At 69.1% G+C, this 24070-nt stretch carries 9 protein-coding genes, 1 rRNA gene, 8 pseudogenes and 2 other annotated features; of the genes and pseudogenes, 12 read left to right on the plus strand and 6 right to left on the minus strand.

Annotation, left to right across the window (positions count from 1 at the left end; translation table 11 throughout):
- Nucleotides 1-796, minus strand: a sequence feature (23S ribosomal RNA rRNA prediction is too short).
- Between the two features lie 2 nt (nt 797-798).
- Nucleotides 799-1663 (minus strand) — a sequence feature (23S ribosomal RNA rRNA prediction is too short).
- Between the two features lie 67 nt (nt 1664-1730).
- Nucleotides 1731-3143, minus strand: a complete 1413-nt coding sequence (locus DVA86_RS34710; RefSeq protein WP_245997831.1) for a metallophosphoesterase family protein — start codon at nt 3141-3143, stop codon at nt 1731-1733.
- 465 nt (nt 3144-3608) lie between these two features.
- Between DVA86_RS34710 and DVA86_RS34715 the strand changes: the two are divergent.
- From DVA86_RS34715 to DVA86_RS34745, 7 genes and pseudogenes are all read left to right on the plus strand, one after another.
- Nucleotides 3609-5327, plus strand: a pseudogene (locus DVA86_RS34715) (condensation domain-containing protein); the annotation flags it as partial.
- An 89-nt stretch (nt 5328-5416) separates the two neighbouring features.
- Nucleotides 5417-7084 (plus strand): IS1182 family transposase, encoded by a 1668-nt coding sequence (locus DVA86_RS34720; RefSeq protein ID WP_208884213.1) that lies wholly within the window; start codon nt 5417-5419, stop codon nt 7082-7084.
- Nucleotides 7085-7405: 321 nt separating this feature from the next.
- Nucleotides 7406-8613 (plus strand): annotated as a pseudogene (locus DVA86_RS34725) (IS110 family RNA-guided transposase).
- Between the two features lie 488 nt (nt 8614-9101).
- The gene (locus DVA86_RS34730) at nt 9102-9563 is read left to right on the plus strand and encodes a response regulator (protein WP_208884215.1); all 462 of its coding nucleotides are present in this window, start codon (nt 9102-9104) and stop codon (nt 9561-9563) included.
- A 136-nt stretch (nt 9564-9699) separates the two neighbouring features.
- Nucleotides 9700-10173, plus strand: a pseudogene (locus DVA86_RS36400) (hypothetical protein); the annotation flags it as partial.
- 564 nt (nt 10174-10737) lie between these two features.
- Nucleotides 10738-10854 (plus strand): 5S ribosomal RNA (gene rrf / locus DVA86_RS34740).
- Between the two features lie 129 nt (nt 10855-10983).
- On the plus strand, nt 10984-11544 hold the full coding sequence (locus DVA86_RS34745; protein ID WP_208884217.1) for a GNAT family N-acetyltransferase: 561 nt from the start codon (nt 10984-10986) through the stop codon (nt 11542-11544).
- Here the strand turns inward: DVA86_RS34745 and DVA86_RS34750 are convergent.
- Nucleotides 11541-12413 (minus strand): annotated as a pseudogene (locus tag DVA86_RS34750) (type VI secretion protein); the annotation flags it as partial. The gene DVA86_RS34745 and the pseudogene DVA86_RS34750 sit on opposite strands and share 4 nt — an antisense overlap.
- 132 nt (nt 12414-12545) lie before the next feature.
- On the opposite strand from DVA86_RS34750, the gene DVA86_RS34755 reads away from it, so the two are divergent.
- Nucleotides 12546-13178: an HAD family hydrolase gene (locus DVA86_RS34755; protein WP_208884220.1), complete on the plus strand. Its 633-nt coding sequence runs from the start codon at nt 12546-12548 to the stop codon at nt 13176-13178.
- Between the two features lie 812 nt (nt 13179-13990).
- A pseudogene (locus DVA86_RS34760) lies at nt 13991-15508 on the plus strand (amino acid adenylation domain-containing protein); the annotation flags it as partial.
- 2 nt (nt 15509-15510) lie between these two features.
- On the opposite strand, the pseudogene DVA86_RS36405 reads toward DVA86_RS34760, so the two are convergent.
- Nucleotides 15511-17004, minus strand: a pseudogene (locus DVA86_RS36405) (amino acid adenylation domain-containing protein); the annotation flags it as partial.
- A 290-nt stretch (nt 17005-17294) separates the two neighbouring features.
- Here DVA86_RS36405 and DVA86_RS34770 point away from each other — a divergent pair.
- From DVA86_RS34770 to DVA86_RS36460, 3 genes and pseudogenes are all read left to right on the plus strand, one after another.
- A complete protein-coding gene (locus DVA86_RS34770) occupies nt 17295-18497 on the plus strand; it encodes an IS110 family RNA-guided transposase (protein WP_208884223.1) in 1203 nt (400 codons plus the stop codon).
- Between the two features lie 267 nt (nt 18498-18764).
- Nucleotides 18765-19952: an IS110 family RNA-guided transposase gene (locus DVA86_RS34775; protein ID WP_208884224.1), complete on the plus strand. Its 1188-nt coding sequence runs from the start codon at nt 18765-18767 to the stop codon at nt 19950-19952.
- A 264-nt stretch (nt 19953-20216) separates the two neighbouring features.
- Nucleotides 20217-21176 (plus strand): annotated as a pseudogene (locus DVA86_RS36460) (type IV secretory system conjugative DNA transfer family protein); the annotation flags it as partial.
- On the opposite strand, the gene DVA86_RS34785 reads toward DVA86_RS36460, so the two are convergent.
- The 3 genes and pseudogenes from DVA86_RS34785 to DVA86_RS34795 form a co-directional block, all read right to left on the minus strand.
- A complete protein-coding gene (locus tag DVA86_RS34785; RefSeq protein WP_425471017.1) occupies nt 21156-22679 on the minus strand; it encodes a non-ribosomal peptide synthetase in 1524 nt (507 codons plus the stop codon). The pseudogene DVA86_RS36460 and the gene DVA86_RS34785 overlap by 21 nt on opposite strands.
- 35 nt (nt 22680-22714) lie before the next feature.
- A pseudogene (locus DVA86_RS34790) lies at nt 22715-22975 on the minus strand (MBL fold metallo-hydrolase); the annotation flags it as partial.
- Nucleotides 22972-24063, minus strand: a complete 1092-nt coding sequence (locus DVA86_RS34795; protein WP_208884226.1) for an S-(hydroxymethyl)mycothiol dehydrogenase — start codon at nt 24061-24063, stop codon at nt 22972-22974. The gene DVA86_RS34795 and the pseudogene DVA86_RS34790, both read right to left, overlap by 4 nt.
- Nucleotides 24064-24070: the final 7 nt, after the last annotated feature.

The following is a 24070-nucleotide window of genomic DNA, read 5'->3' on the forward strand; positions in this document are numbered from 1 at the left end:
CCGGGAGCCTTAACCAATCACGTTGGAGGGAGCCCTCATCTCGAAGCAGGCTTCCCGCTTAGATGCTTTCAGCGGTTATCCTTTCCGAACGTAGCCAACCAGCCATGCCCTTGGCAGAACAACTGGCACACCAGAGGTCCGTCCGTCCCGGTCCTCTCGTACTAGGGACAGCCCTTCTCAAGACTCCTACGCGCGCAGCGGATAGGGACCGAACTGTCTCACGACGTTCTAAACCCAGCTCGCGTACCGCTTTAATGGGCGAACAGCCCAACCCTTGGGACCGACTCCAGCCCCAGGATGCGACGAGCCGACATCGAGGTGCCAAACCATCCCGTCGATATGGACTCTTGGGGAAGATCAGCCTGTTATCCCCGGGGTACCTTTTATCCGTTGAGCGACGGCGCTTCCACAAGCCACCGCCGGATCACTAGTCCCGACTTTCGTCCCTGCTCGACCCGTCAGTCTCACAGTCAAGCTCCCTTGTGCACTTACACTCACCACCTGATGACCAACCAGGCTGAGGGAACCTTTGGGCGCCTCCGTTACTCTTTAGGAGGCAACCGCCCCAGTTAAACTACCCACCAGACACTGTCCCCGATCCGGATCACGGACCCAGGTTAGACATCCAGCACGACCAGAGTGGTATTTCAACAACGACTCCCCCGATACTGGCGTACCGGGCTCACAGTCTCCCACCTATCCTACACAAGCCGAACCGAACACCAATATCAAGCTATAGTAAAGGTCCCGGGGTCTTTCCGTCCTGCTGCGCGAAACGAGCATCTTTACTCGTAGTGCAATTTCACCGGGCCTATGGTTGAGACAGTCAAGAAGTCGTTACGCCATTCGTGCAGGTCGGAACTTACCCGACAAGGAATTTCGCTACCTTAGGATGGTTATAGTTACCACCGCCGTTTACTGGCGCTTAAGTTCTCAGCTTCACCACACCAAAGCATGATTAACCGGTCCCCTTAACGTTCCAGCACCGGGCAGGCGTCAGTCCGTATACCTCGCCTTACGGCTTCGCACGGACCTGTGTTTTTAGTAAACAGTCGCTTCTCGCTGGTCTCTGCGGCCACCCCCAGCTCACCACGCAAAGTGGATCACCAGAAATGGCCCCCCTTCTCCCGAAGTTACGGGGGCATTTTGCCGAGTTCCTTAACCATAGTTCACCCGAACGCCTCGGTATTCTCTACCAGACCACCTGAGTCGGTTTAGGGTACGGGCCGCCACATGACATCGCTAGAGGCTTTTCTCGACAGCATAGGATCATCCACTTCACCACAATCGGCTCGGCATCAGGTCTCACCCTTGTGTGTTGCACGGATTTACCTGCACAACGGGCTACACCCTTACCCCGGGACAACCACCGCCCGGGCTGGACTACCTTCCTGCGTCACCCCATCACTCACCTACTACAGACTCGGACCGTCGGCTCCACCACTCCCCATCACCCGAAGGATCCAGGGCGGCTTCACGGACTTAGCATCACCTGATTCAGCGTTGGTCGCCACACAGCGGGTACCGGAATATCAACCGGTTATCCATCGACTACGCCTGTCGGCCTCGCCTTAGGCCCCGACTTACCCTGGGCAGATCAGCTTGACCCAGGAACCCTTAGTCAATCGGCGCACACGTTTCCCACGTGCGTATCGCTACTCATGCCTGCATTCTCACTCGCGAACCGTCCACAACTACCTTACGGTTACTCCGCCCACCGACTTCTCCACCTATGCCTGCGTCGGCTGCGTCAGCTGTGTATAGTGGACAGGGGTGGGGTCGCCGGGGAGGTGCCGGCTGACCTCCGCCGTGCTCAGGCCCAGCCCGCCGAGCGTGATCTCGTCCCATGCCTGCAGCCGGTCCGTCTCCTCGTCCAGGTACAGCACCGACGCCTGCACCTTCTGCGGTTCGTCGCCCTCCACCGCGCGCAGGCCGCCGCCGCCCGTGGTGCCCTCGGTCATCAGGCGGGTGCCGAGGTCCAGGACCTCGTTGCTGCGGTTGTGCGTGTGGCCGGCCAGGGCGAGGGGCACCGCGCCGTCGGTCATCTTGGCGGCGACCGGGTTGTGCGTGACCGCGATGTCGACGGGTGTGCCCGCCGTTTCCTGGAGGCGGAGGGCGAAGGCCAGTTCCCGGCCGGCGTCCCGTTCCTCCGGGTCGCCTTCCGCCTCGACCGAGCGGTCCGGCGTGAACTGGGGGTCGCCGATGCCCGCGATGCGGAGGCCGGCGACGTTGACCGGGCTCCCGTTGTCGAGGACGTGGACGTTGTCGCCGAGGTCGGCCATCGCGTCCTGGGTCTCTATCGAGTCGTGGTTCCCGCGGGCCCACACGTACGGGGCGCCGAGGTCGGGAATCGGTTCCAGGAAGCCGTTCTCGGGGGTGGTGCCGTGGTCCATGGTGTCGCCGGCGTCGATGATCACGTCGATCCGGTACTGCTCGACCAGCGACTTGATGATGCTCCAGGCCGCCGGGTTGAGGTGGATGTCGGAGACGTGCAGGACGCGGGTGGTGGCCGGATCGGGCTGGTACGTGGGGAGGGTGGAGGTCGCGTCGTACAGCTTGGTGACGTTGGTGACGAGGCGGGCCAGCTCCTGCTGGTAGATGTCGAAGTCCGTGACGATGCTGCGGGCGTCGCCGACCACCGAGGGGGCGCTGGCGAGGAGTCCGGAGAACTTCGGTTCGAGGACGGACTTCGGGTTCCACGTCGCGAACGCCGTTGCCGTCGAGGCCGTCAGCAGCGCGAGGGCCAGGCCGCCCGCCCCGAGCGCGCGGCGCGGGCGCCGGTATACGGCGAGCCCGAGCGCCGTGGCGCCGGAGACCACCGCGACGACGGAACGCAGCGCCAGGTCCGCGGTGCCGGCCACGACGTCGCGGCCGACCTCCTCCTCGAGCCCTTCGATCCGCTCCGGATGGTCGACGAGGGCGGTGGCGCGTACGGGGTCGAGCTGATCGACGTTGACGTCGAGGCGTACGGGGGCGTGGTGGCTCTCCAGCCGCAGCGAGCCGAGGGGCGACACGTTGATCTTCGTGCCGCCCGTGAGCGACGGCCGCAGCGTCATCGTCGTCTCCATCGGCCCGACGGGCGTACGGACGCTGCCCACGATCAGCAGCCCCAGCCAGGCCCCGAGCAGCGTCACCGCCACCATGCCCAGTGCCCGCCCGTACGGGTGCGGGGTGCGGGTGAGGGACAGGGTGGGCGTGGTGTCGTGCGAGCGGTAGCGGCGTACGAACGGGTCCGGGAACCGCCGGGTCCGGTCCGCCGAGCGGCCGAGGGTGCGGCCCGCGGAGCGGGTCATACGGCGGCCGGCGCGCGGGACCGCGGTGCGGGCGGCGCGCGGGACCGCGGTGCGGGCGGCGAAGCGGACGGCTCGCACCGCGGAACGGGCGGAGCGGGTCACGGCGTTCTGGAGCAGCTTGAGCGGATGCCTGCCTTCCCTTCCGGCCATGTCGCCCCGTATGCCCTGTGCCGCGGGGATTCATGCCGCTTGGGGCCGGGTGGGGGATCGGGCGTGAGGGGTGTGGTCCGCACTTTTTTTTTTTCTTTCTACCCCCCCCCCCCCGCCTCCACCCCCACGCCCTCTTCGGCTGCCTCAGCTGTGTATAAGCGACAGGCCCCCGCCTTCGCCCCCGGAGCATCCGCCACCGCCCCGCGCAGCCCGCGCGCCGAGATCCTCTGCGGCCTGTTCGCCGATGTCCTCGGGCTCGAACGCGTCGGCGCCGACGACGACTTCTTCGCCCTCGGCGGCCACTCCCTGCTCGCGATGCGCCTCGCGAGCCGCGTCCGTACGGTGCTCGGCGCCGAGCTCACCGTACGGGAGATCTTCGAGGCCCCTACGGCCGTACGCCTCGCCGCCCGACTGGACGTGCGTACGTACGGCCGGGCTCTGCCCGTACTCGCCCCCGCCGACCGCCCGGACGTCCTCCCGCTGTCCTTCGCGCAGCAGCGCCTGTGGCTGCTGAACCGCATCGAGGGCCCCGGCGGCACCTACAACAACCCCGCCGCCTGGCGCCTCAACGGCCCGCTGGACCGGGACGCGCTGGCGTCCGCCGTACGGGATGTGGTGACGCGCCACGAGAGCCTCCGTACGGTGTTCCCCGAACGCGGGGGCGACGGCCGCGCCCACCAGCTCGTACTGGACCCGGCGCAGGTCGGCACCCTCGTACGGCATGAGGAGGTCACGGAGGAGCGGCTGACCGTACGGCTGGCCGAGGCCACCGGCGCAGGCTTCGCCCTCGACCGCGAAGTCCCGCTGCGCGCCCACCTCTTCGAGGTGGCGCCCGAGGAACACGTGCTGCTGCTCGTCGTACACCACATCGCCACCGACGAGTGGTCCGACGGCCCGCTGTGGCGCGACCTGGCGACGGCCTACCGGGCGCGCTGCGAGGGCGCGGCGCCGGAGTGGGCGCCGCTGCCCGTGCAGTACGCCGACTACGCCCAGTGGCAGCACCGGCTCCTCGGCGACGGCGACGACCCGGGCAGCCCGCACGCGCGCCAGCTCGCGTACTGGACCGAGGCCCTGGCCGGTCTCCCCGAGGAACTGCCCCTCCCGGCCGACCGGCCGCGCCCCCAGGAGAGCAGCCACCGGGGCGGCGCCGTCGGCCTGACCCTCGACGCCGGCCTGGAACGCGCCCTGCGGGAGCTGGCGAACGCCCACGGCGTCAGCATGTTCATGGTCGCCCAGGCCGCCGTCGCCGCCCTGCTGCATCGGCTCGGCGCCGGGGACGACATCCCTCTCGGCGCCCCCGTCTCAGGGCGTACGGACGAGCAGCTGGAGGACCTGGTCGGGTTCTTCGTCAACACCCTCGTCCTGCGTACGGACCTGTCGGGCACGCCGACCTTCGCGGAACTGCTGGCACGCATACGGGAGGCCGACCTGGCCGCGTACGAGCACCAGGACCTGCCGTTCGAACGGCTGGTGGAAGCCGTCAACCCCACGCGCTCGCTCGCCCGGCACCCGCTGTTCCAGGTCATGGTCGTCTACCTCAACACCCCCGGAACCACGCCCGACTTCCCCGGGCTGACCGCGCGGCGCGAGTCGCTCGGGCAGCAGGGCGCCAAGTTCGACCTGAGCTTCGACTTCGTCGAGCAGGGCGACGGAGAGGGCATCGAGGGCTGGATCGAGTACAGCGCGGACCTCTTCGACCACGGGACGGCGGAGCGGTTTGCGGGGTGGCTGGTGCGGTTGTTGGAGGGGGTTGTTGCGGATCCGGATTGTGCGGTGCGGGATGTGGAGGTGCTGGCGGATTCCGAGCGGCGTGTGGTGGTGGGGGAGTGGAATGCCACCGGGCGTGTTGTTGAGGCGGTGACGTTGCCGGAGTTGTTCGACGCTGTTGGTTAATTCGGGGGCTCGCGTGACGTCGGCCTTCAAGACCCGGTTGTGGTCTTGAAGGCCGACGTTGTCGTATGGGGTGGGTGCGGGTGTCGATGCAGCCGAGCAGGCCGAGCGAGGTCCCGGCGGAGACGGTGGGGGTGGCTCGGGCCGCGTTTCCCAAGGGCAGCCTGGCGATCCGGGTCAGGAACGAATTGGGGCCGTTGTTTTGTGACGAGGAGTTCGCGGACCTGTTCCCGGCGCGGGGGAAGCCTGCCTGGTCACCGGGGCGGTTGGCGCTCGTGCTGGTGTTGCAGTTCATGGAAGGGCTCACCGACCGGCAGGCGGCGGAGGCTGTGCGGGCGAGGATCGACTTCAAGTATGCCCTCGGTCTGGAATTGAGTGATCCGGGGTTCGACTTCTCGGTGCTGTCGGAGTTCAGGGACCGGCTGGCGGAGGCGGATGCCGGGCGACGGGTGCTGGACGGTGTCCTGGTTGCGGCCAGGGACAAGGGACTGCTCAAGACGGCTGGTCGGGCGAGGACCGACTCCACCCACGTGCTGACGGCGGCCCGGGATGTGTGCTGGCTGGAGCGGGTGTCAGAGACATTACGGTCGGCGTTGAACGCGGTGGCTCAGGCTGCCCCCGACTGGCTGGTCGAGGTCGCCGAGCTGGAGTGGTTCAGGCACTACGCCACCCGGGCCGAGGACTCCCGGTTCCCCAAGTCCCGCGCTGCGCGGGAGGAGTTGGGGCTGCGGATCGGCCGGGATGGGACACGGCTGCTTCACGCCGTCCGGTCCCGGCAGGCACCGCGAGTGCTGCGGACGCTTGGGCAGGTGGAGCACCTGCGGCAGATGTGGGTGCAGAACTTCCACCAGGTTGAGGGCGAGGTGAGGAGACGAGCCCCCAAAGACCGCCCGCCAGGCGCGAAGTGCCTGGTCAGTCCCTATGACCGTGAGGCGCGCAACAGCGTCAAGCGGGACACGGCCTGGGCGGGATACAAGGTTCACCTCACCGAGACCTGCGAAGCGGACGCCCCGAACCTGATCACGAACGTGGCCACCACCGACGCGACGGTTCCCGACATCTCGATGACCGAGCCCGTGCATGCCCGGCTCGCCGATACGGGCCGTCTGCCCGACGAGCACCTGGTCGACGCCGGATACGTCGACGCGCATGTGCTCGTTCGTGCCCGCCGCAAGTACGGCATCACACTCACCGGTCCGGCCGCCTTGGCCATCAGCCCTCAGACCGCCTCGGGCAGCGGTTTCACCGGCGACGATTTCACCATCGACTGGGAAAACGAGCAGGTCAGCTGCCCTGGAGACAGAACAACGGCCCGGTGGAATCCCGACCGCTCACCCGAGGGCACTCCCGTGATCCGGGTGCGCTTCAACAAGAGTGACTGCCAGCCCTGCCCGGTCCGCGAGCAGTGCACCACCTCCAGCGTCGGCCGGCGACTGACCCTGCGGCCCCGCGAGGAACACGAGGCCCTCCGCCAAGCCCGCGCCGACCAGGACACCGATACCTGGAAGGAGCGCTACAAAACCCGCGCCGGTGTCGAGAGCACCATCTCCCAGGGGGTCCAACGTTGCGGCCTGCGCAGATCCCGCTACCGCGGCCTCACGAAGACCAGCCTCCAACACCAGCTCACCGGCGCCGCCATCAACCTCGCCCGCATCGACGCACACCTCACCGACACGCCCCGAGCCCGCACCCGCACCAGCCACTTCACAGCACTTCGCCCCGCCGAGCTCACACTCGGCGGGGCGAAGTGATCAGACCCCCGAATTAGCCAACAGCGTCCGAGCATGCCGTCCTCGCGCTCGCCCGCCGCCGCGTCAACGTTCTCTTCGCCATGATCCGTGACCGACAGTGCTACCACGCTCCGCCTTCCGTCACGACCGCCGCTTGACAACAACATGAGGAGGTGTCGCCGGGTCCGAGGGGTGCCGTTGGAGACGCTGATGAGAGGTCCGACTACCGCTCCGCCGAGCGCAATGCCCGGCATCCCACGGGCGGCAAGTCTGCATAACGTGGATGCGCGCGTACGGCGCCGACTCCCCGGCCAGCACCGCACCGAAGTCATCGGGAGCACGATGTTCGACATCGACGACGTGGGCGTCTTCTTCGGCCTGGACGTCGGCAAGACCGCTCACCACGGCCATGGGCTCACCCCGGCCGGGAAGAAGGTCTTCGACAAGCAACTGCCCAACAGCGAGCCGAAACTGCGGGCCGTCTTCGACAAGCTGGCCGCCAAATTCGGCACCGTGCTCGTCATCGTCGACCAGCCCGCCTCCATCGGCGCCCTCCCGCTCACCGTCGCCCGGGACGCGGGCTGCAAGGTCGCCTACCTGCCCGGACTCGCCATGCGCCGGATCGCCGACCTATATCCAGGCGAGGCCAAGACCGACGCCAAGGACGCCGCGGTGATCGCGGACGCCGCCCGCACCATGCCCCACACCCTGCGCTCGCTGGAACTCACCGACGAGATCACCGCCGAACTCACGGTCCTGGTCGGCTTCGACCAAGACCTCGCGGCCGAAGCCACCCGCACCTCCAACCGGATACGCGGCCTGCTCACCCAGTTCCCCCCCAGCCTCGAACGCGTCCTCGGCCCCCGCCTGGACCACCCCGCCGTCACCTGGCTGCTGGAACGCCACGGTTCCCCGACCGCCCTGCGGAAAGCCGGCCGCCGCAGACTCGTCGAGGTGATCCGGCCCAAGGCCCCGCGCATGGCCGCCCGCCTATCGATGACGTCTTCGACGCACTCGACGAACAGACCGTGGTAGTCCCCGGGACCGGCACCCTCGACACCGTGGTCCCGTCCCTGGCCCGGTCCCTGGCCGCAGTCCACGAACAGCGCCGGGCCCTGGAAGTCCAGATCAAGGCCTTGCTGGAGGACCACCCTCTTTCCAAGGTCCTGACCTCGATGCCGGGGGTCGCGGTCAGGACCGCCGCCACACTGCTGGTCACCGTCGGCGACGGCACCAGCTTCCCCACCGCCGCCCATCTGGCCTCCTACGCCGGCCTCGCCCCGGCCACGAAATCGTCGGGGACCTCGATCCACGGCGAACACGCACCACGAGGCGGAAACCGGCAGCTCAAACGCGCGATGTTCCTGTCCGCGTTCGCAGCCCTGCACGACCCCGCCTCCCGCATCTACTACGACAAATGCCGGGCCCGGGGAAAGACACACACCCAAGCCCTCCTCCGCCTCGCCCGCCACCGCGTCAGCGTCCTGTTCGCCATGCTCCGCGACGGCACCTTCTACGAACCACGCACCCCCGAAACAGCCACCGCATGACCAGCTCGGACTCGACGAAGGACATAGAGGCACCCCCGCAGACGGGCGCCGGCCGACACACTCGAACTACAAGATGGGGCCGGGGCTGGCGGGCTGCACTCATGGCCCTCGACTGTGCCCGGACGCCGGTTAGGTGTATTGATCATGAGCGTTGTTGACACTGGTCGGTCTTGATCACGGCGAAGACCTCCGGTGTGGTGGAGGTGTCTAGGCTTCACCGCACACGGAGGTCTTCGTGTCCCACCGTAATGCCCGGCTGACCGTTCACGGCAGGAGGATCCTGGTCGAACGCCGGTCGAGGCAAGTGTTCGTGCAATGATGCGAGCCCAAGCAGGCGTCGGCGGTGGGGGGTGGTGGGGAGTGTGAGATGTGTATAAGGAGCAGAGGGAGGCGAGGGGCCGCGTCAGCATGGCGACGGCTGCTCCACGCACGGGTGGAAATGGGCAAAACCCGGACGCAGTCCGTGCCGCGCGCCTAGGCTCTGTGGTGTGCAAGGCGTCTCCGGCCGGGTCCTCGTCGTCGACGACAACAAGGTCATCCGGCAGCTGATCAAGGTCAACCTCGAGCTGGAGGGCTTCGAGGTCGTGACCGCGGACGATGGTGCCGAGTGCCTGGAGATCGTGCACCGGGTGCGGCCCGACGTGATCACGCTCGATGTCGTGATGCCGCGGCTCGACGGTCTGCGTACGGCCGAGCGCCTGCGTGCCGACCCCCGTACGCGCCACATCGCCGTCGCCATCGTGTCCGCCTGTACGCAGGCGGAGATCGAGGCCGAAGGTGCCGTCGGTGTCGACGCGGTGCTCGCGAAGCCCTTCGATCCCGCCGCGCTCGTACGCATGGTGCGTGGCCTGGCGGCGTACGGCGAACCCGGCGGCGGTGGGGCTGACGGCGGGCGTACCGAGCCGCCGGTGCAGGGCGGCTCCGAGTCCCCGGTACGGCCCCTCCGCTGAGCGAGGCAGGGGCACAACGGTCGCGGTGGGCCGGAGTCACCTGAGCGGAGTGGGTGGCTGTTCGGTCCTCGCTGCGTCGAAGAGCGCCGGTCGTGCGGCGGCCCTCGCCCACATTCCCGGCCCTCTGCCCGCGCCCATGGTCCGCGGTCCGAGCGGTACGGCTCGCTCACCCCGTGCCGGATGGCCCAGTTCGTGGGGCGGTGCACTCTTGAGGGTCCCGAGGCCGTGCGCCGGGCCACCCCAGGGGCGGGAGGGCGTTCCGGCGCAGGTCACCGGGGCTGTGGCGGGGCCGTGTGAGAAACCCGTTCGCGTGGGCCCGTGGCTCCTCCCATACGCTTGCATCGTGACACCCGCCCAGCTCTCCCGCACCGTGCTGCTCTCGCTGCACGGCGTAGTCGGCGACGCCGGACTGCGCGGGGTGGAGCTGCCCGAGCGGGTGGTCGTCGAGTCGCCGCCGCGGCGTGGGGGCGGGGACTACGGGACCGGTGTCGTCCTCCAGCTCGCCCGCCGCGCCCAGGCCGTCCGGACCGGCGCGGGCGCGGGCGCTGGTGACGGCCGGCCCGCTCCCACCTCCCTCGAACTCGCCCGTCTCCTCGGTGACCGGCTCGCGCGGCTCCCCGGGGTCGCGCGTACGGACGTCGCCGGGGCCGGGTTCGTCAACATCACGCTGGACGGCCACGGGCGCGCCGCGCTCGTACTGGAGCTGGCGCGCCCCGCGTACGCCCCGAGTGCCGCCGACGATCCCGCCCGCGACTCGGCCCGCTGGGCCGCCGCCACGGCGGAGGCCGGGGGCGCACGCGCCGGTGGCACGGCCGCCCGCGCTGCGACCCCCCAGGCGACCCAGGCGACCGAGCCGACCCAGGCGGTCCAGGCGGCCCAGGCAGCCACCGGGGCCGACGCCGCGCTGCTCGTACGTACGGCCGCCAGCCCCCTGTTCCGCGTGCAGTACGCCCACGCCCGTGCCCGCGCGCTCCTGCGCGGCGGTGCCGCGCTCGGCGTACGGCCCGAGGCCGGGGCGGGCGACTACGCCTACGACCACCCCGCCGAACGCGCCCTCCTCGCCCTCCTCGCCGACCACGACCGCCTCTCTCCGCCCCCCGCCCGCCCCCCCCCCACCCCCCTATCACCACCCATGCGTGGGGTGTGCTGGTGTTGGGTGCTGGTTTCGTTGTGTTTCGGTGGTCATAGCGTGAGGGAAACGCCCGGTTACATTCCGAACCCGGAAGCTAAGCCTTTCTGCGCCGATGGTACTGCATACGGGAGTGTGTGGGAGAGTAGGACACCGCCGAACTATTGTTGAGAGAAGGGGCCTTGCCGGCTTGAAGCTGGCAAGGCCCCTTTTTTGCATGCCCACTTGTCCCCGTGGCCCTTGCCGGAAAACCGGGCGGCGCGACGGCGCCGTACGCGCCACGATGGGCAGATGAAGGACGGCTTCCAGATCAGGCAGGTGCGCGAGGAGGACTGGCGGCAGTTGAGAGAGCTGCGGCTGGCAGCGCTCGCGGACCCGGTGGCGTCGGTGGCGTTCACCGAGCGGTACGAGGTGGCCGCCGCGCGCCCGGACAGCTTCTGGCGACAGCGGGCTGCGCAGGGCCGTACGGGACGTACGGACGACGGGTGGCCCGTCACCACGTTCGCCGCCGCGCCCGTTCCGGCGGATACGGATGACGCCCGCTGGGCGGGGATGCTGACTGTCGTCGTACAGGACGGCACCGCGTCCGTCGTCGGCGTCTACCTCCGCCCCGAGCACCGCGGTTCCGGACTCGGCGGTGAACTGTTCCGGGCGGCGGAGGAGTGGGCCTGGGCGCGCGACGACGTCGAACGGCTCCAACTCCACGTGCACGAGCAGAACCACCGCGCCCGCGCCTTCTACGAGCGCCTTGGTTTCGTCCCGACCGGCGAGTCCGACCCGCACCACAGGCCGCCGTACGGCCGTGCCCACGTGTACGTACGGGAGCGGGCGTCCGTACGTGCGGGTGGCTAGGGGCGGCCGCGCAGCAGTTCCGGCCACCACGTGCGGACCTGCTCCTCGGAACGGGTCAGCGCGAGCGTGTGCAGCCCCGCCGCCGTGCCGTCCGCCAGCAGCGCGGGCAGTTCCGGAACGGGAGCGACCGTCGCCGGGTGGTCCAGGACGACGGTGAGTGGTGGGTCGAGCCGGCCGGCGGACGACCGTTCGGCCATGCGGCGGCCGTGCTCGACCACGGCTGAGGTGAGCGCGGTGACGAGGGGCATCGCGCCCGGATCGGCGCGGTGCGGTGCCTCGATGGGCGTGCCCACGACGTAGAGCGTTCCCCCTTCGGGAATGAAGGAATCCCATGCGATCCGGTCGGCACGCGATGGCGTGCAGGCGTTCCGGATGTGCAGCTGGGAGAGGGCGTTGAGGGCGCGGCGCACGAGGACGGTGGCGGCCTCGCGGCGTTCCGCGTGCGCGGTGAGGGTGGCCTCCAGTTCGCCTGCGGCGCCGGCGGTGGCGGCGGTGTCCGTACGGAGTATGCGGACGGCGTCCTTCGACGAGCCGCTGAGCGCCCAGCGGTGCACCTGCCGGAACGGCTCCCCCGCCACCGCCGCCGCGTGCAGCCAGCAGCGCAGGAGTGTCTCGGCGGCGTCGTGCACGGCCGAGTCGCCGCGGGCGGGGCTGCGGACGGGGGCGAGGAGCGCGGCGGCGCGCGTACGGGCGGTCGGCATGTCCTCGCAGTCGCGGTGCGGCGCCCAGCGCAACCGGGTGGGGGCGGTGGTGAGTTGGGCCGGGTCGAAGACGTGGGCGGGGCCGAGCTTGCTGCGGGCGCCGACGGTGTCGGTGTAGAGGTCGGGGTCGCCGGTGACGACCAGCACGGCGCCCTCCGCCTCCCATACCTGTGTTAGTTGTCAACGAACCGCCGACCACCGAGGCTTCCCCCCGCGCCTTCGTCGGCCGCGTCAGATGTGTATAGGCGACAGCCCCCCGCCCCCGTACGCCGGCGCCCGGTACCGCCTACCCTCGCGGGCATGACCCGTCTCCACCTCTTCGACCTCGACGGAACCCTCCTCCACGGCACCGCCGCCCCCGTGGAGATCTCCCGCCAGCTCGGCCTCGAGACCGAGATCGTCGAGCTCGAACGGGCTTTCGCCGCACGGGAGTTGAGCCCCGTCGGCTTTGCACAGAGCGTTCACACTCTGTGGTCCGAGCTGACCGAGGCGCATGTCGGGGCCGCGTTCCGGGACGCGCCCTGGCTGGAGGGGATAGCGGAGGTGTGGGCGGAGATACGGGCGCGCGGTGAGCGGTGCGCCGTGGTGTCCCTGTCGCCCGACTTCTTCGTACGGAGGCTGCTGGCCTGGGGCGCGGACGCCGCGTACGGCTCGCGCTTCCCCGACGTGCCGTTCCGCACCCCGGTCGACCCCGCCGGGATCCTGTCACCGGCGGCAAAAGTGAACATTGCGTATGGGCTGTGTGCCGAATTCGGGGTGAGCCCCGACGAATGTGTGGCTTACGGGGACTCGATGTCGGACGCGGAACTCTTCGCCGCCGTACCCGTGTCCGTGGCCGTGAACGCCGACGACCATCTGCGCGGCCTCGCCTCGTTCGACTACGCGGGGCGCGATCTGCGGGAAGTGTACGACCTTGTACGGTACCGCCGCTAATTCCCCCCGGTGGTCCGAATCAAGGGAATCCGGTGTACCCGGGACGGGGCTTGTGGATCGATGCCATAACGGTATGGTCGACTCCGCATCGCCGGGCTAGTGGGCTCCGTGACCGATGTCTCAAGGGGTCTCATTTGCAGGCGCCTTCCCCCTACGGGAAGTTGTGGTCCGACCGGAAGACGTTCGAGGCGAGGCAGAGTTAATGACCACCACGTCGGCCGATAACGGCACTTCTGCTGGCGACGGCGGCAGCGACGGCAGTGGCGACTGGAGCTGGTTCGCCCCCGCCCCGGCCCGTAAGGGCACGGAGGCGCCCGCAGGCACGCAAGGTGCGCAGGACTCGCAGGGCGCGGGCACGGGCGATTCCCAACAAGACGGACAGAACGGCCGGTCCGGCGGCCCCGCGGACGACGGTGGGGCGCCGTCTCCCGCCGCGCGGGAGCGCGTACGGCCGCAGCCGGGCGGCGAGGACACACCGAGGCCCAGCCGCCCCGTCACCCCGATACGCCCGGTCGGTTCGGGCGCCGCGCGGCAGGCGCAGGGCGGCGGCACCGAGCCGCGGGTGCCGCAGCCCAGAGGAGCGGGCGGGAGCCCTTCCGTACGCGACACCGACCCGCAGGCGGTGCGCGAGGCGGTGCTGCAGACCGTACGGGACGCGGAACAGCGGGCCGTACGACGGACGGAGCAGCAGCCCGTACGGCAGCCGGAGCACGAGCGCGCGGGCGAGCAGGGCCACGCGGAAGGCGGCGCCGCCGACGCCCACACAGGCGCCCGCCGCCCAGAGGCGCCAGAGCCCGCCCCTGCCCCGTGCCCCGGAGGCGACTGCCGTGGTGTGCGGCGGTCGCGTTCTCTCGTATGCGGAAGTGGACGCGCGTGCGGGGCGGTTGGCTTGGTTGCTGGCGGGGCGTGGTGTGGGGCCGGAGTCGCTGGTGGCGGTGTTGCTGCCGCGTACGGAGGCTCTGTTGGTGGCGTTGCTGGCGGTGCTGAGGTGTGGTGCGGGTTATATCCCGGTGGATCCGGGTTATCCGGCGGAGCGGGTCCGGTATGTGCTGCGTGATGCGGCGCCTGCGCTGTTGCTGACGCGGCGGGAGGAGTTGGAGGGGCTGCTGCCGGAGGGGGGCGTGGAGACGGTGCTGCTCGACACCCCGGAGTGCGAGCGTGAGCTGGCGGGGTTCCCCGCTGACCCCTTCCCGGATGAGCGGACGGCCGCCGCCAGGGGTGCGGGGTGCGCGTATGTCATTTACACCTCTGGTTCCACGGGGCGGCCCAAGGGTGTCGTTGTGCACCATCGTGCGTTGGTGAATTTCCTGCGGGACATGGTGGTGCGCTGCGAACTGACCTCTGCCGATCGGTTGTTGGCGGTGACGACGGTCGGGTTCGATATTGCTGGGCTGGAGTTGTTCGGGCCGTTGATCGCGGGCGGCAGTGTGGTGCTGGCGGACCGTGAGACGGTGCGTGACCCTCTCGCGCTGGGTGGGGAGCTTGCGGCGTCGGGTGTCACGGTGATGCAGGCGACGCCGAGTCTGTGGCGGTCGCTGCTGGATGACGGCCCGGGGGATCTTGATCTGCGCGGTGTGCGGGTCCTTGTGGGTGGTGAGGCGCTGCCGGGTGATCTGGGGGCTCGGTTGCTGGCGCGGGCGTCGTCGGTGACCAATCTTTATGGTCCGACGGAGACCACGGTCTGGTCGACGGCGCGCAGGCTTGACGGGAGTGACGAGGGCGGGCCGTCGATTGGTGGTCCGATCGCGAACACGCGGGTGTATGTGCTGGATGCGGGTCTGTGTCCGGTGCCGCCGGGTGTGGCGGGTGAGTTGTACATCGCGGGTGAGGGCGTCGTACGGGGCTATCTGGGCAGGCCCGCGCTGACCGCCGAGCGGTTTGTCGCCGACCCGCACGGGCGCGCGGGGACGCGGATGTACCGCACGGGGGACATGGCCCGCTGGGGCCGCGACGGGCGTCTGGCGTTCCTGGGGCGGGTGGATGACCAGGTGAAGATCCGCGGGTTCCGTATCGAGCTCGGTGAGATCGAGGCCGTGCTGCGTACGCATCCGTCCGTTGCCCAGTGCGCGGTCGTCGCGCACGGGGATGCGGCGGGGGACAGGCGGCTGGCCGCGTATGTCGTGCGCGAGACCGCCACGACCGGCGGCACAGCTGTCGTGGAGCTGCGGGAGTATCTCGCCGCCCGGCTGCCCGCCTATATGGTGCCTGCCGCGTTCGTTGAGCTGGACGCGCTGCCGCTCACCCCGAACGGCAAGACCGACACCCGGGCACTCCCCGCACCCGACTACGCGGCGGCCCCGCAGGGCCGCGCCCCAAGGAACCCCCGCGAGAGGTCGGGTTCGGGGAGGGCGTGGCGGTCGAGTTTGCCGGTCGTGGTCAGCGGCAGCGCATCCAGCGCCACGAACGCGGCGGGCACCATGTACTCCGGCAGCCGGGCCGCCAGATACGCCCGCGCCTCCTCCGCGTCGAAACCACCCGAGGCCGCGACGACATACGCCACCAACGACCGGCCACCAACGGCATCCTCACGCGACACCACCACCGAATCGGCCACCGAGCCGTGCGTGGCCAGCACCGCGTCGATCTCCCCCGGCTCGATACGGAAACCCCGGATCTTCACCTGGTCATCCGCACGCCCCGCAAAGACCAACTCACCCTCGTGAGTCCAGCGGGCCAGATCCCCCGTGCGGTACATCCGCCCGCCCACAGGCCCGTACGGATCGGCCACGAACCGCTCCGCGGTCAGCCCCGCACGCCCCAGATAACCACGCGCCACACCCACACCCGCCACATACAACTCCCCCACCACACCGGGTGCGACAGGCCGCAGCCCGGCGTCCAGGACGTACGTCCGCGCGTTCGCGATCGGGGAACCGATGGGCGCCGCACCCGGCCACTCACCGGGGTCGCCTTCGAGGGCGGTGGAGGTGACGATGTGGGTTTCGGCGGGGCCGTAATGGTTCGAGACCCGTACACCGTCCCCGGCACACCACTCCCGCACCGCATCCGTAACCGTCAGCGCCTCACCCGCCTGCGCCACCTCACACAACGCAGGCAACCGGCGCCCGGACTCCAACACCGACTCCGCCACCGCATGCAGCACCAGATTCGGACAATGCAGCTCCGCAATCTCCCAACACGCCAGCCACTCCACCAACCGGTCCGCGTCCGCCCGCACCCCCTCCGGACACACCACCAACGAACGCCCCGACACCAGCGACCCCAGAACCTCCTGCACCGACACGTCAAACCCCAACGACGTGAACAACGCCACCCGCCCACCGGAGCCGGAGCCGGTGCCGAACAAACCCCGATGCCAACCCAGCAGATTCACCACACCCGCAACCGGCATCACAACGCCCTTCGGCACACCCGTCGTACCGGACGTATAGATCACATACGCCACATCCAACGGCGACAGCCGGGCCGTCCGGTCACTGTCCCCGGGATTCCCCCGCACCTCACCAGCCGCAGCCGACAGCACCTCCGCCACCAACCCCAACTCGCCGCAGCCCGCAAGCTCCCCAGCGTGCTCCCCGTCGGTCAGCACCACCCCAGGCCCGGCATCCCCCAGCACCGCACGCACCCGGCCCACAGGCCACGCCACATCCACCGGCACATAACCCGCACCACACTTCACCACCGCCAACAGCGCCACCACCGCATCCACCGACCGCGGCAACACCACCCCCACCAACACACCAGGCCCCACACCACGCCCGATCAACCCCCACGCCAACCGATTCGCCCGCGCGTTCAACTCCCCATACGACACCGCCACACCATCAACACCCACCACCGCCACCGCACCCGGCGACGCCACCACACACCCCTCAAACAACCCCGCGACCCCCCCCGTTATGTTTTCTGCGGTCCTGCAAGAGGGCCGCTGGCCTCCGGGCCTGGCATGGCTGTTCCCCCCTGTCGAACCGATGACCTGGGGGGTGGTGCCACCGGGCCCGAGAGGCGCCGTTGGAGACGCTGATGAGAGGTCCGACTACCGCCCGGCCGAGCGCAACGCCCGGCACCTGGTGGGCGGCAGGTCTGCATAACGTGGATGCGCGCACGACGCCAACGCCCCGGCCAGCACAGCACGAACCCGTTCGGGAGGACGGCTTGAACGACAGCGACGACGTGGGCGTCTTCCTCGGCCTGGACGTCGGCAAGAGCGCCCACCACGGCCACGGCCTCACCCCGGCCGGCAAGAAGGTCTTCAGCAAGCAGCTGCCCAACACCGAACCGAAGTTGAGGCAGGTCTTCGACAAGCTGACCGCGAAGTTCGGCACCGTCCTGGTCATCGTGGACCAGCCCGCCTCGATCGGCGCTCTGCCCCTGACGGTCGCCCGGGATGCGGGCTGCAAGGTCGCCTATCTGCCGGGCCTGTCGATGCGGCGGATCGCCGACCTCTACCCGGGCGAGGCGAAGACCGACGCCCGCGACGCGGCCGTGATCGCGGACGCCGCCCGCACCATGCCACACACCTTGCGCTCGCTGGGACTGACCGACGAGATCACCGCCGAACTCACGGTCCTCGTCGGTTTCGACCAGGATCTGGCGGCCGAGGCCACCCGCACCAGCAACCGGATCCGTGGCCTGCTCACCCAGTTCCACCCGTCCCTGGAACGCGTCCTGGGCCCCCGGCTCGACCATCAGGCCGTGACCTGGCTGCTGGAACGCTACGGATCCCCCGCCGCACTGCGCAAAGCCGGACGCCGCAGGCTCGTCGAGGTCATCCGGCCCAAGGCGCCACGCATGGCAACGCGGCTGATCGACGACGTCTTCGAGGCGCTCGACGAGCAGACCGTCACCGTCCCTGGCACCGGCACTCTCGACATCGTGATCCCGTCGCTGGCCCGCTCGCTCGGCGCCGTCCACGAACAACGACGAGCGACAGAAGCCCAGATCAGCACCCTGCTGGAGGCTCACCCTCTTTCCGCGGTCCTGACCTCGCTGCCCGGGGTCGCGGTCAGGACCGCCGCCACGCTGCTGGTCACCGTCGGCGACGGCGCCAGCTTCCCCACTGCCGCCCACCTCGCCTCCTACGCCGGCCTCGCCCCGACCACGAAGTCGTCCGGGACCTCGATCCACGGCGAACACGCCCCGCGAGGCGGCAACCGGCAGCTCAAACGCGCAATGTTCCTCTCCGCCTTCGCCGCCCTGCACGACCCCGCCTCCCGCACCTACTACGACAAATGCCGAGCGAGAGGAAAAACCCACACGCAAGCCCTCCTCCGCCTGGCCCGACAACGGATCAACGTGCTCTTCGCGATGCTCCGCGACGGCGCCTTCTACGAACCCAGAACCCCACGCCTCGCTTGACGAAAGACATAGAGGCACCCCCCCCGGGGTGGTCCTACGTTGTTGATGGGTCGGATGGGCTGTCGTACGGTCCGGAGGATCCAGTGGCCCTGGGTATGGCTTGGGGGTGGTTGCCTTGTGATGGCTCCCTGTGACACCTGGCCGCCCGGGGCCGTACGGCGACTCGACCACTGATGAGGAGTTGCGGGCCCACGGGTATCGCTGAGTAGGACCATGCTGGCGGGGTCGTCCGGATGCACTGAGCGCGTCGAACGACCGGAGGCAGGCATGGCCCGGAACTGGGCGGGAACCGATATCGGCAAGGTTCATCACCACACCGTCGTCCTTGACAGCGACGGTGAAGTGCTGCTCTCGCGGAAAGTGGTCAATGACGAGCCGGAACTGCTGAGTCTGATCAGGGATGTGCTGGAGTTCGGCGATGTGGTGTGGGCCGTCGACGTTGCCGACGGCATGGCCGCCTTGCTGGTCGATCTCCTACTCAATCACGAGCAGACGATCGTCTATCTGCCCGGCCTCGCCGTGAACCGGGCTTCCGTCGGCTACCGCGGCTTGGGCAAGACCGACGCGAAAGACGCCCGGGTCATCGCAGATCAGGCGCGTATGCGGCGTGACCTGCACATCCTGACTCCCGAAAGCGACCTGGCCGCTGAGCTGCGGGTGATGACCGACCGGCGCGCTGACCTGGTCCAGGAGCGAACGCGGAAGACCAACCGTCTGCATGCGCAGGTGCTGAGCATCTTTCCAGTTCTGGAGCGCGCTCTGGAACTGACGAACATTGGGCCGCTGGTACTGCTGTCCGGCTACCAGACGCCGGCTGCACTGCGGCGTTCGGGCCGCAAGCGGCTGACGGCGTGGCTGCGTCACCGCAAGGTCCGCAGCGCGGAGGTCCTGGCCGCTGCCGCCGTTGACGCCGCGGAGCGGCAGCACACCCAGCTGCCCGGCGAAGCCGCGATTGCCCGTGTGGTCTGTGGTCTGGCGCTGGAGGTGATCGGTCTCCACGAGAAGATTCATGAGCTGGACAAGCTCATCGAGACCCGGTTTCACGAGCACGAACTCGCCCCGGTGATCTCCAGCATGCCGGGCATCGGCCCTCTGCTGGGCGCCGAGTTCCTCGCCGCGACGGGCGGCGACCTGACCCGGTTCGCCAGTGCGGACCGGCTCGCCACCTTCGCTGGCGTCGCCCCGGTTCCCCGGGACTCCGGCAACGTGAACGGCAACCTGCACCGCCCCCGCCGCTACCACCGGGGCCTGCAGCGTGTCTTCTACCGCTCCGCGATGATCAGCATCCGCAGCTGTCCGGAGTCCCGGGTCTTCTACGACCGCAAGAGAGCCGAGAACAAGACACACAAGCATGCCGTCCTCGCGCTCGCCCGCCGCCGCGTCAACGTTCTCTTCGCCATGATCCGTGACCGACAGTGCTACCACGCTCCGCCTTCCGTCACGACCGCCGCTTGACAACAACATGAGGAGGTGTCCCGTTTGAATGACCGTATGTGCTGACGTGTGCATACGGCTGAGATGACTCGTACACACTAGTGAGGCACACTCAGCTTTATGATATACGTAGACTATATCGCACCTAGTACCGATTATGAGGTACATAGTTGATAGTGTACAACGTTTTATGTTTCGTTAGTGATTAGTATTTACATTTTTTTTTTTTTTTTAGAATGTGTATAAGAGACAGCGTCCGTACCCCTCCCCGCACCGGGAAGCGGCATCAAACCCGTAGGCCGTGCCGATACGGGTGCCCGCCGCCCGGTCGGACTCGGCGTAGCGGACGGCCGCCAGCATCTTCACCTGATGGGTGCGACCGGATCGGGCAAGTCCACGCTGATCGCCAACCTCGTACTGGACGACGTACGGCAGCACCGCGGCGCCATCGTGATCGACCCCAAGGGCGACCTCGTCAACGATCTACTGGACCGCCTCCCCGACACCTGCGCCGAGCGCCTCGTCCTCATCGACCCCGACGACCCGCACACCCCGCCCTGCCTCAACGTGCTGGAGGGCGCCGACATCGACGTCGTCGTCGACAACATCACCGGCATCTTCCGCCGGATCTTCACCGCGTTCTGGGGCCCCCGAACGGACGACCTGATGCGCGCCGCGTGCCTGACCCTCCTCAAGCACTCCCGCCGTACCGGGCAGCTGGTCACCCTCGCCGACGTCCCCCGCCTCCTCGGCGAGCCCGCCTACCGGCTGCGGATCATCCCCACGCTCAAGGACCCGGTGCTGCGCGGCTTCTGGCACTGGTACGAGTCCCTGTCCGAGCCCTCCCGGGCCGCCGTGGTCGGACCGATCATGAACAAGCTCCGCGCCTTCCTGCTCCGCGACTTCGCCCGCCGCGCCATCTCCTCCGGCCACTCCACCTTCGACCTGGCCGACGTTCTGGACGGCGGCGTCCTCCTGGCCCGACTGCCCAAAGGCGCCCTGGGCGAGGAGACCGCCCGGCTGCTCGGCTCGTTCCTGGTCGCCGGCGTCTGGCAGGCCGCCGCGGCCCGCACCCGTACCCCCGAAACGCAGCGCATCGACGCCACCCTCAACGTCGACGAAGCGCACAACTTCCTCACCCTCCCCTACCCGCTGGAGGACATGCTCGCCGAGGCCCGCGGCTACCGCCTCGCGATGCTCCTGGCCCACCAGCACCTGGCCCAACTACCGCGCGACCTGCGCGAGGGCATCTCCGCGAACGCACGAAACAAGATCTTCTTCAACACCTCCCCCGAAGACGCCACCGCCCTCGAACGCCACGTCGCCCCCACCCCCGTCTCTACAAACAACACCAAGCCGCCGAAGCAGACGACGGTGAAGAGCTCGCTGACAGCCGACAACGACGTAGCCGACGAGTTGTGTGCCGCCGCCCTCCCGTGCCTTGTGCGTGGTCACGACGGCCTGCGCGACGCCCGGGTGCGCGCAGAGCGCGGCCTCGACCTCGCCGGGCTCGATACGGAAGCCGCGCACCTTCATCTGCGAGTCATCACGGCCCGCGAACTCCAGCACCCCCGCGTCCGTCCACCGCGCCAGGTCACCCGTCCGATACATCCGCGCACCCGGCTCACCGAACGGATCGGCCACAAACCGCTCCGCCGTCAGCCCACCACGGCCCGCATACCCACGGCCGATCTCCCCACCGACATACAACTCCCCCACCACACCGGCAGGAACGGGCACCAACCCCGGCCCCAGCACGTACGCCCGCATGTTCTCCAACGGCGCACCCACCGGCACACTCCCGGCAGCCGGACCCTCACGCCCGGCCTCCAGGGGGAAGACGGAAGCATAGAAACTCTCGCTCTGCCCATACGCGTTGACCACCCGCACACCCGGAATGGCCTCCCGCACCTTCTCCACCAGCGTCGAGGACAACGCCTCACCCGCGAACACCACCGCATCCACGGCGACCTTCCCCGACACCTGATCCAGCAGCTCCGCGAACACCGACGGCACCGTGCTGATCACACCACCGGACCAGCCACCCCGCTCACCCACCACCAGCACATCGCGGACGATCTCCACACACCCGCCCACGCCCAGCGTCGTGAACACCTCGAACACCGACACATCGAAATTGACGGACGTCCCCGCCAACATCCGCGTCGAACCGTCCACACCCACCGAAGCCGCCAGCCCCTGCACACCGTTGACGACACCCCGGTGCGTGATCACCACACCCTTGGGCACACCCGTCGAACCGGACGTGTACATCACATACGCCGCCTGCGACGGCAACACGGGCGCAAGCCCGCCCGTACGCTCACCCGCGGCCTCCACCTCGGCGACGTACGCCACCGGGGCACCGGAGCCGGGCAGGATCCCCGCCGTCTCCTCATCGGTCAGCACCAGCACGGGCGCCGCGTCCTCAAGGATGTAGTCGAGCCGCGCACTGGGATACCGCGGATCCACCGGCAGATACGCCCCACCGGCCTTCCAGATCCCCAGCATCGCCACCACCAGATCCACCGACCGCGGCAACGCCAGACCCACCACCGACTCCGCACCCACACCACGCCCGGCCAGACCCGCGGCCACCCGCTCCGCACGCGCATCCAACTCCCCGTACGACAACGCCTCATCACCACACACCACCGCCACCGCACCCGGCGACGACACCGCCCAACGCTCCACCAACCCCGCAACCGACACCTCCGGCCGCACCGCCACACCACCCGCCAGCTCCACCAGCACCCGCTCCCGCTCCCCCGCATCCAGCAGGTCGACAGGGTGGGTGCGGCGTTGATGTGGTCGTTGTGTGCGTGGGTGCACAGGATGGCGCGGAGGGTGCGGCCGGCGATGGCGGTGGTGATGGCGTCGGCGTCGTGGGCCGGGTCGATGACCACGACTTCCCGGTCGTCACCGAGCAGCCACACGTTGTTGTCCACCTCCCAGCTGCCGCCGTCCAGCTCGAACACCCCGGAGGTCACCACCTGCTCGATACGCGGCCCGCTCCCGGCACCCGCGGCGTGTGCGCTGGTCACAGGACCACCACCGAACGCAGGACCTCGCCCGCTTCCATCCGCCCGAACGCCTTCTCCAACTCCACATCCCCCAAGCCGATCGTCTCCGTCACGAACGCGTCCAGATCCAGCCGCCCCTGCCGGTACAGATCGATCAGCATCGGGAAATCCCGCGAGGGCAGACAGTCCCCGTACCAGGAGGACTTCAACGACCCGCCCCGGCCGAACACATCCAGCAGCGGGAGTTCCAGGGTCATCTCCGGGGTGGGCACTCCGACCAGGACGACCGTGCCGGCCAGGTCCCGGGCGTAGAACGCCTGCCGGTAGGTCTCCGGACGCCCCACCGCCTCGATCACCACATCCGCACCGAACCCCCCGGTCAGCTCCCGCACCCCCTCCACCGGGTCCTGCGCGCTGGAATCGATGGTGTGGGTCGCCCCCATCGACCGGGCCGCCTGAAGCTTCCGGGCGTCGATGTCCACCGCGATGACCTTCGCGGCCCCCGCCAGCCGGGCCCCGGCGATCGCGGCGTCGCCGACACCGCCGCAGCCGATCACCGCGACCGAGTCACCCCGCCCGACCTGCCCGGTGTTGATCGCCGCACCGATCCCGGCCATCACCCCGCACCCCAGCAGCCCCGCGGCCGCAGGCGCCGCCAGCGGATCCACCTTCGTACACTGCCCCGCCGCGACCAGGGTCTTCTCCGCGAACGCCCCGATCCCCAACGCCGGCGAGAGCACCGTCCCATCGGTGAGCGTCATCGGCTGGGAGGCGTTGTGGGTGTCGAAGCAGTACCAGGGACGTCCCCGGGCACACGCACGGCACCGGCCGCACACCGCACGCCAGTTGAGGACCACGAAGTCCCCGGCCTCGACCTCGGTGACGCCCTCACCCACGGACTCCACCACCCCCGCGGCCTCATGCCCCAGCAGGAACGGGAACTCGTCATTGATCCCGCCCTGCTTGTAATGCAGATCCGTGTGACACACCCCGCACGCCTGGACGGCCACCACCGCCTCACCCGGCCCCGGATCCGGCACCACCACCGTCTCCACCCGCACCGGCTCATCCCGACCCGGAGCCACCAACCCACGAACACGCTGCACCATGATGTTG

The sequence above is a fragment of the Streptomyces armeniacus genome (genome assembly GCF_003355155.1).
In the GTDB taxonomy this organism is placed as follows: Bacteria; Actinomycetota; Actinomycetes; order Streptomycetales; family Streptomycetaceae; genus Streptomyces; species Streptomyces armeniacus.

Excerpts from the sequence above, each read along its gene's own strand:
- DVA86_RS34710 (WP_245997831.1), bottom strand. The coding sequence starts at position 3,143 with ATGGTGGCGGTGACGCTGCTCGGGGCCTGGCTGGGGCTGCTGATCGTG.
- DVA86_RS34745 (WP_208884217.1), top strand. The coding sequence starts at position 10,984 with ATGAAGGACGGCTTCCAGATCAGGCAGGTGCGCGAGGAGGACTGGCGG.
- DVA86_RS34755 (WP_208884220.1), top strand. The coding sequence starts at position 12,546 with ATGACCCGTCTCCACCTCTTCGACCTCGACGGAACCCTCCTCCACGGC.
- DVA86_RS34775 (WP_208884224.1), top strand. The coding sequence starts at position 18,765 with ATGGCCCGGAACTGGGCGGGAACCGATATCGGCAAGGTTCATCACCAC.
- DVA86_RS34795 (WP_208884226.1), bottom strand. The coding sequence starts at position 24,063 with ATGGTGCAGCGTGTTCGTGGGTTGGTGGCTCCGGGTCGGGATGAGCCG.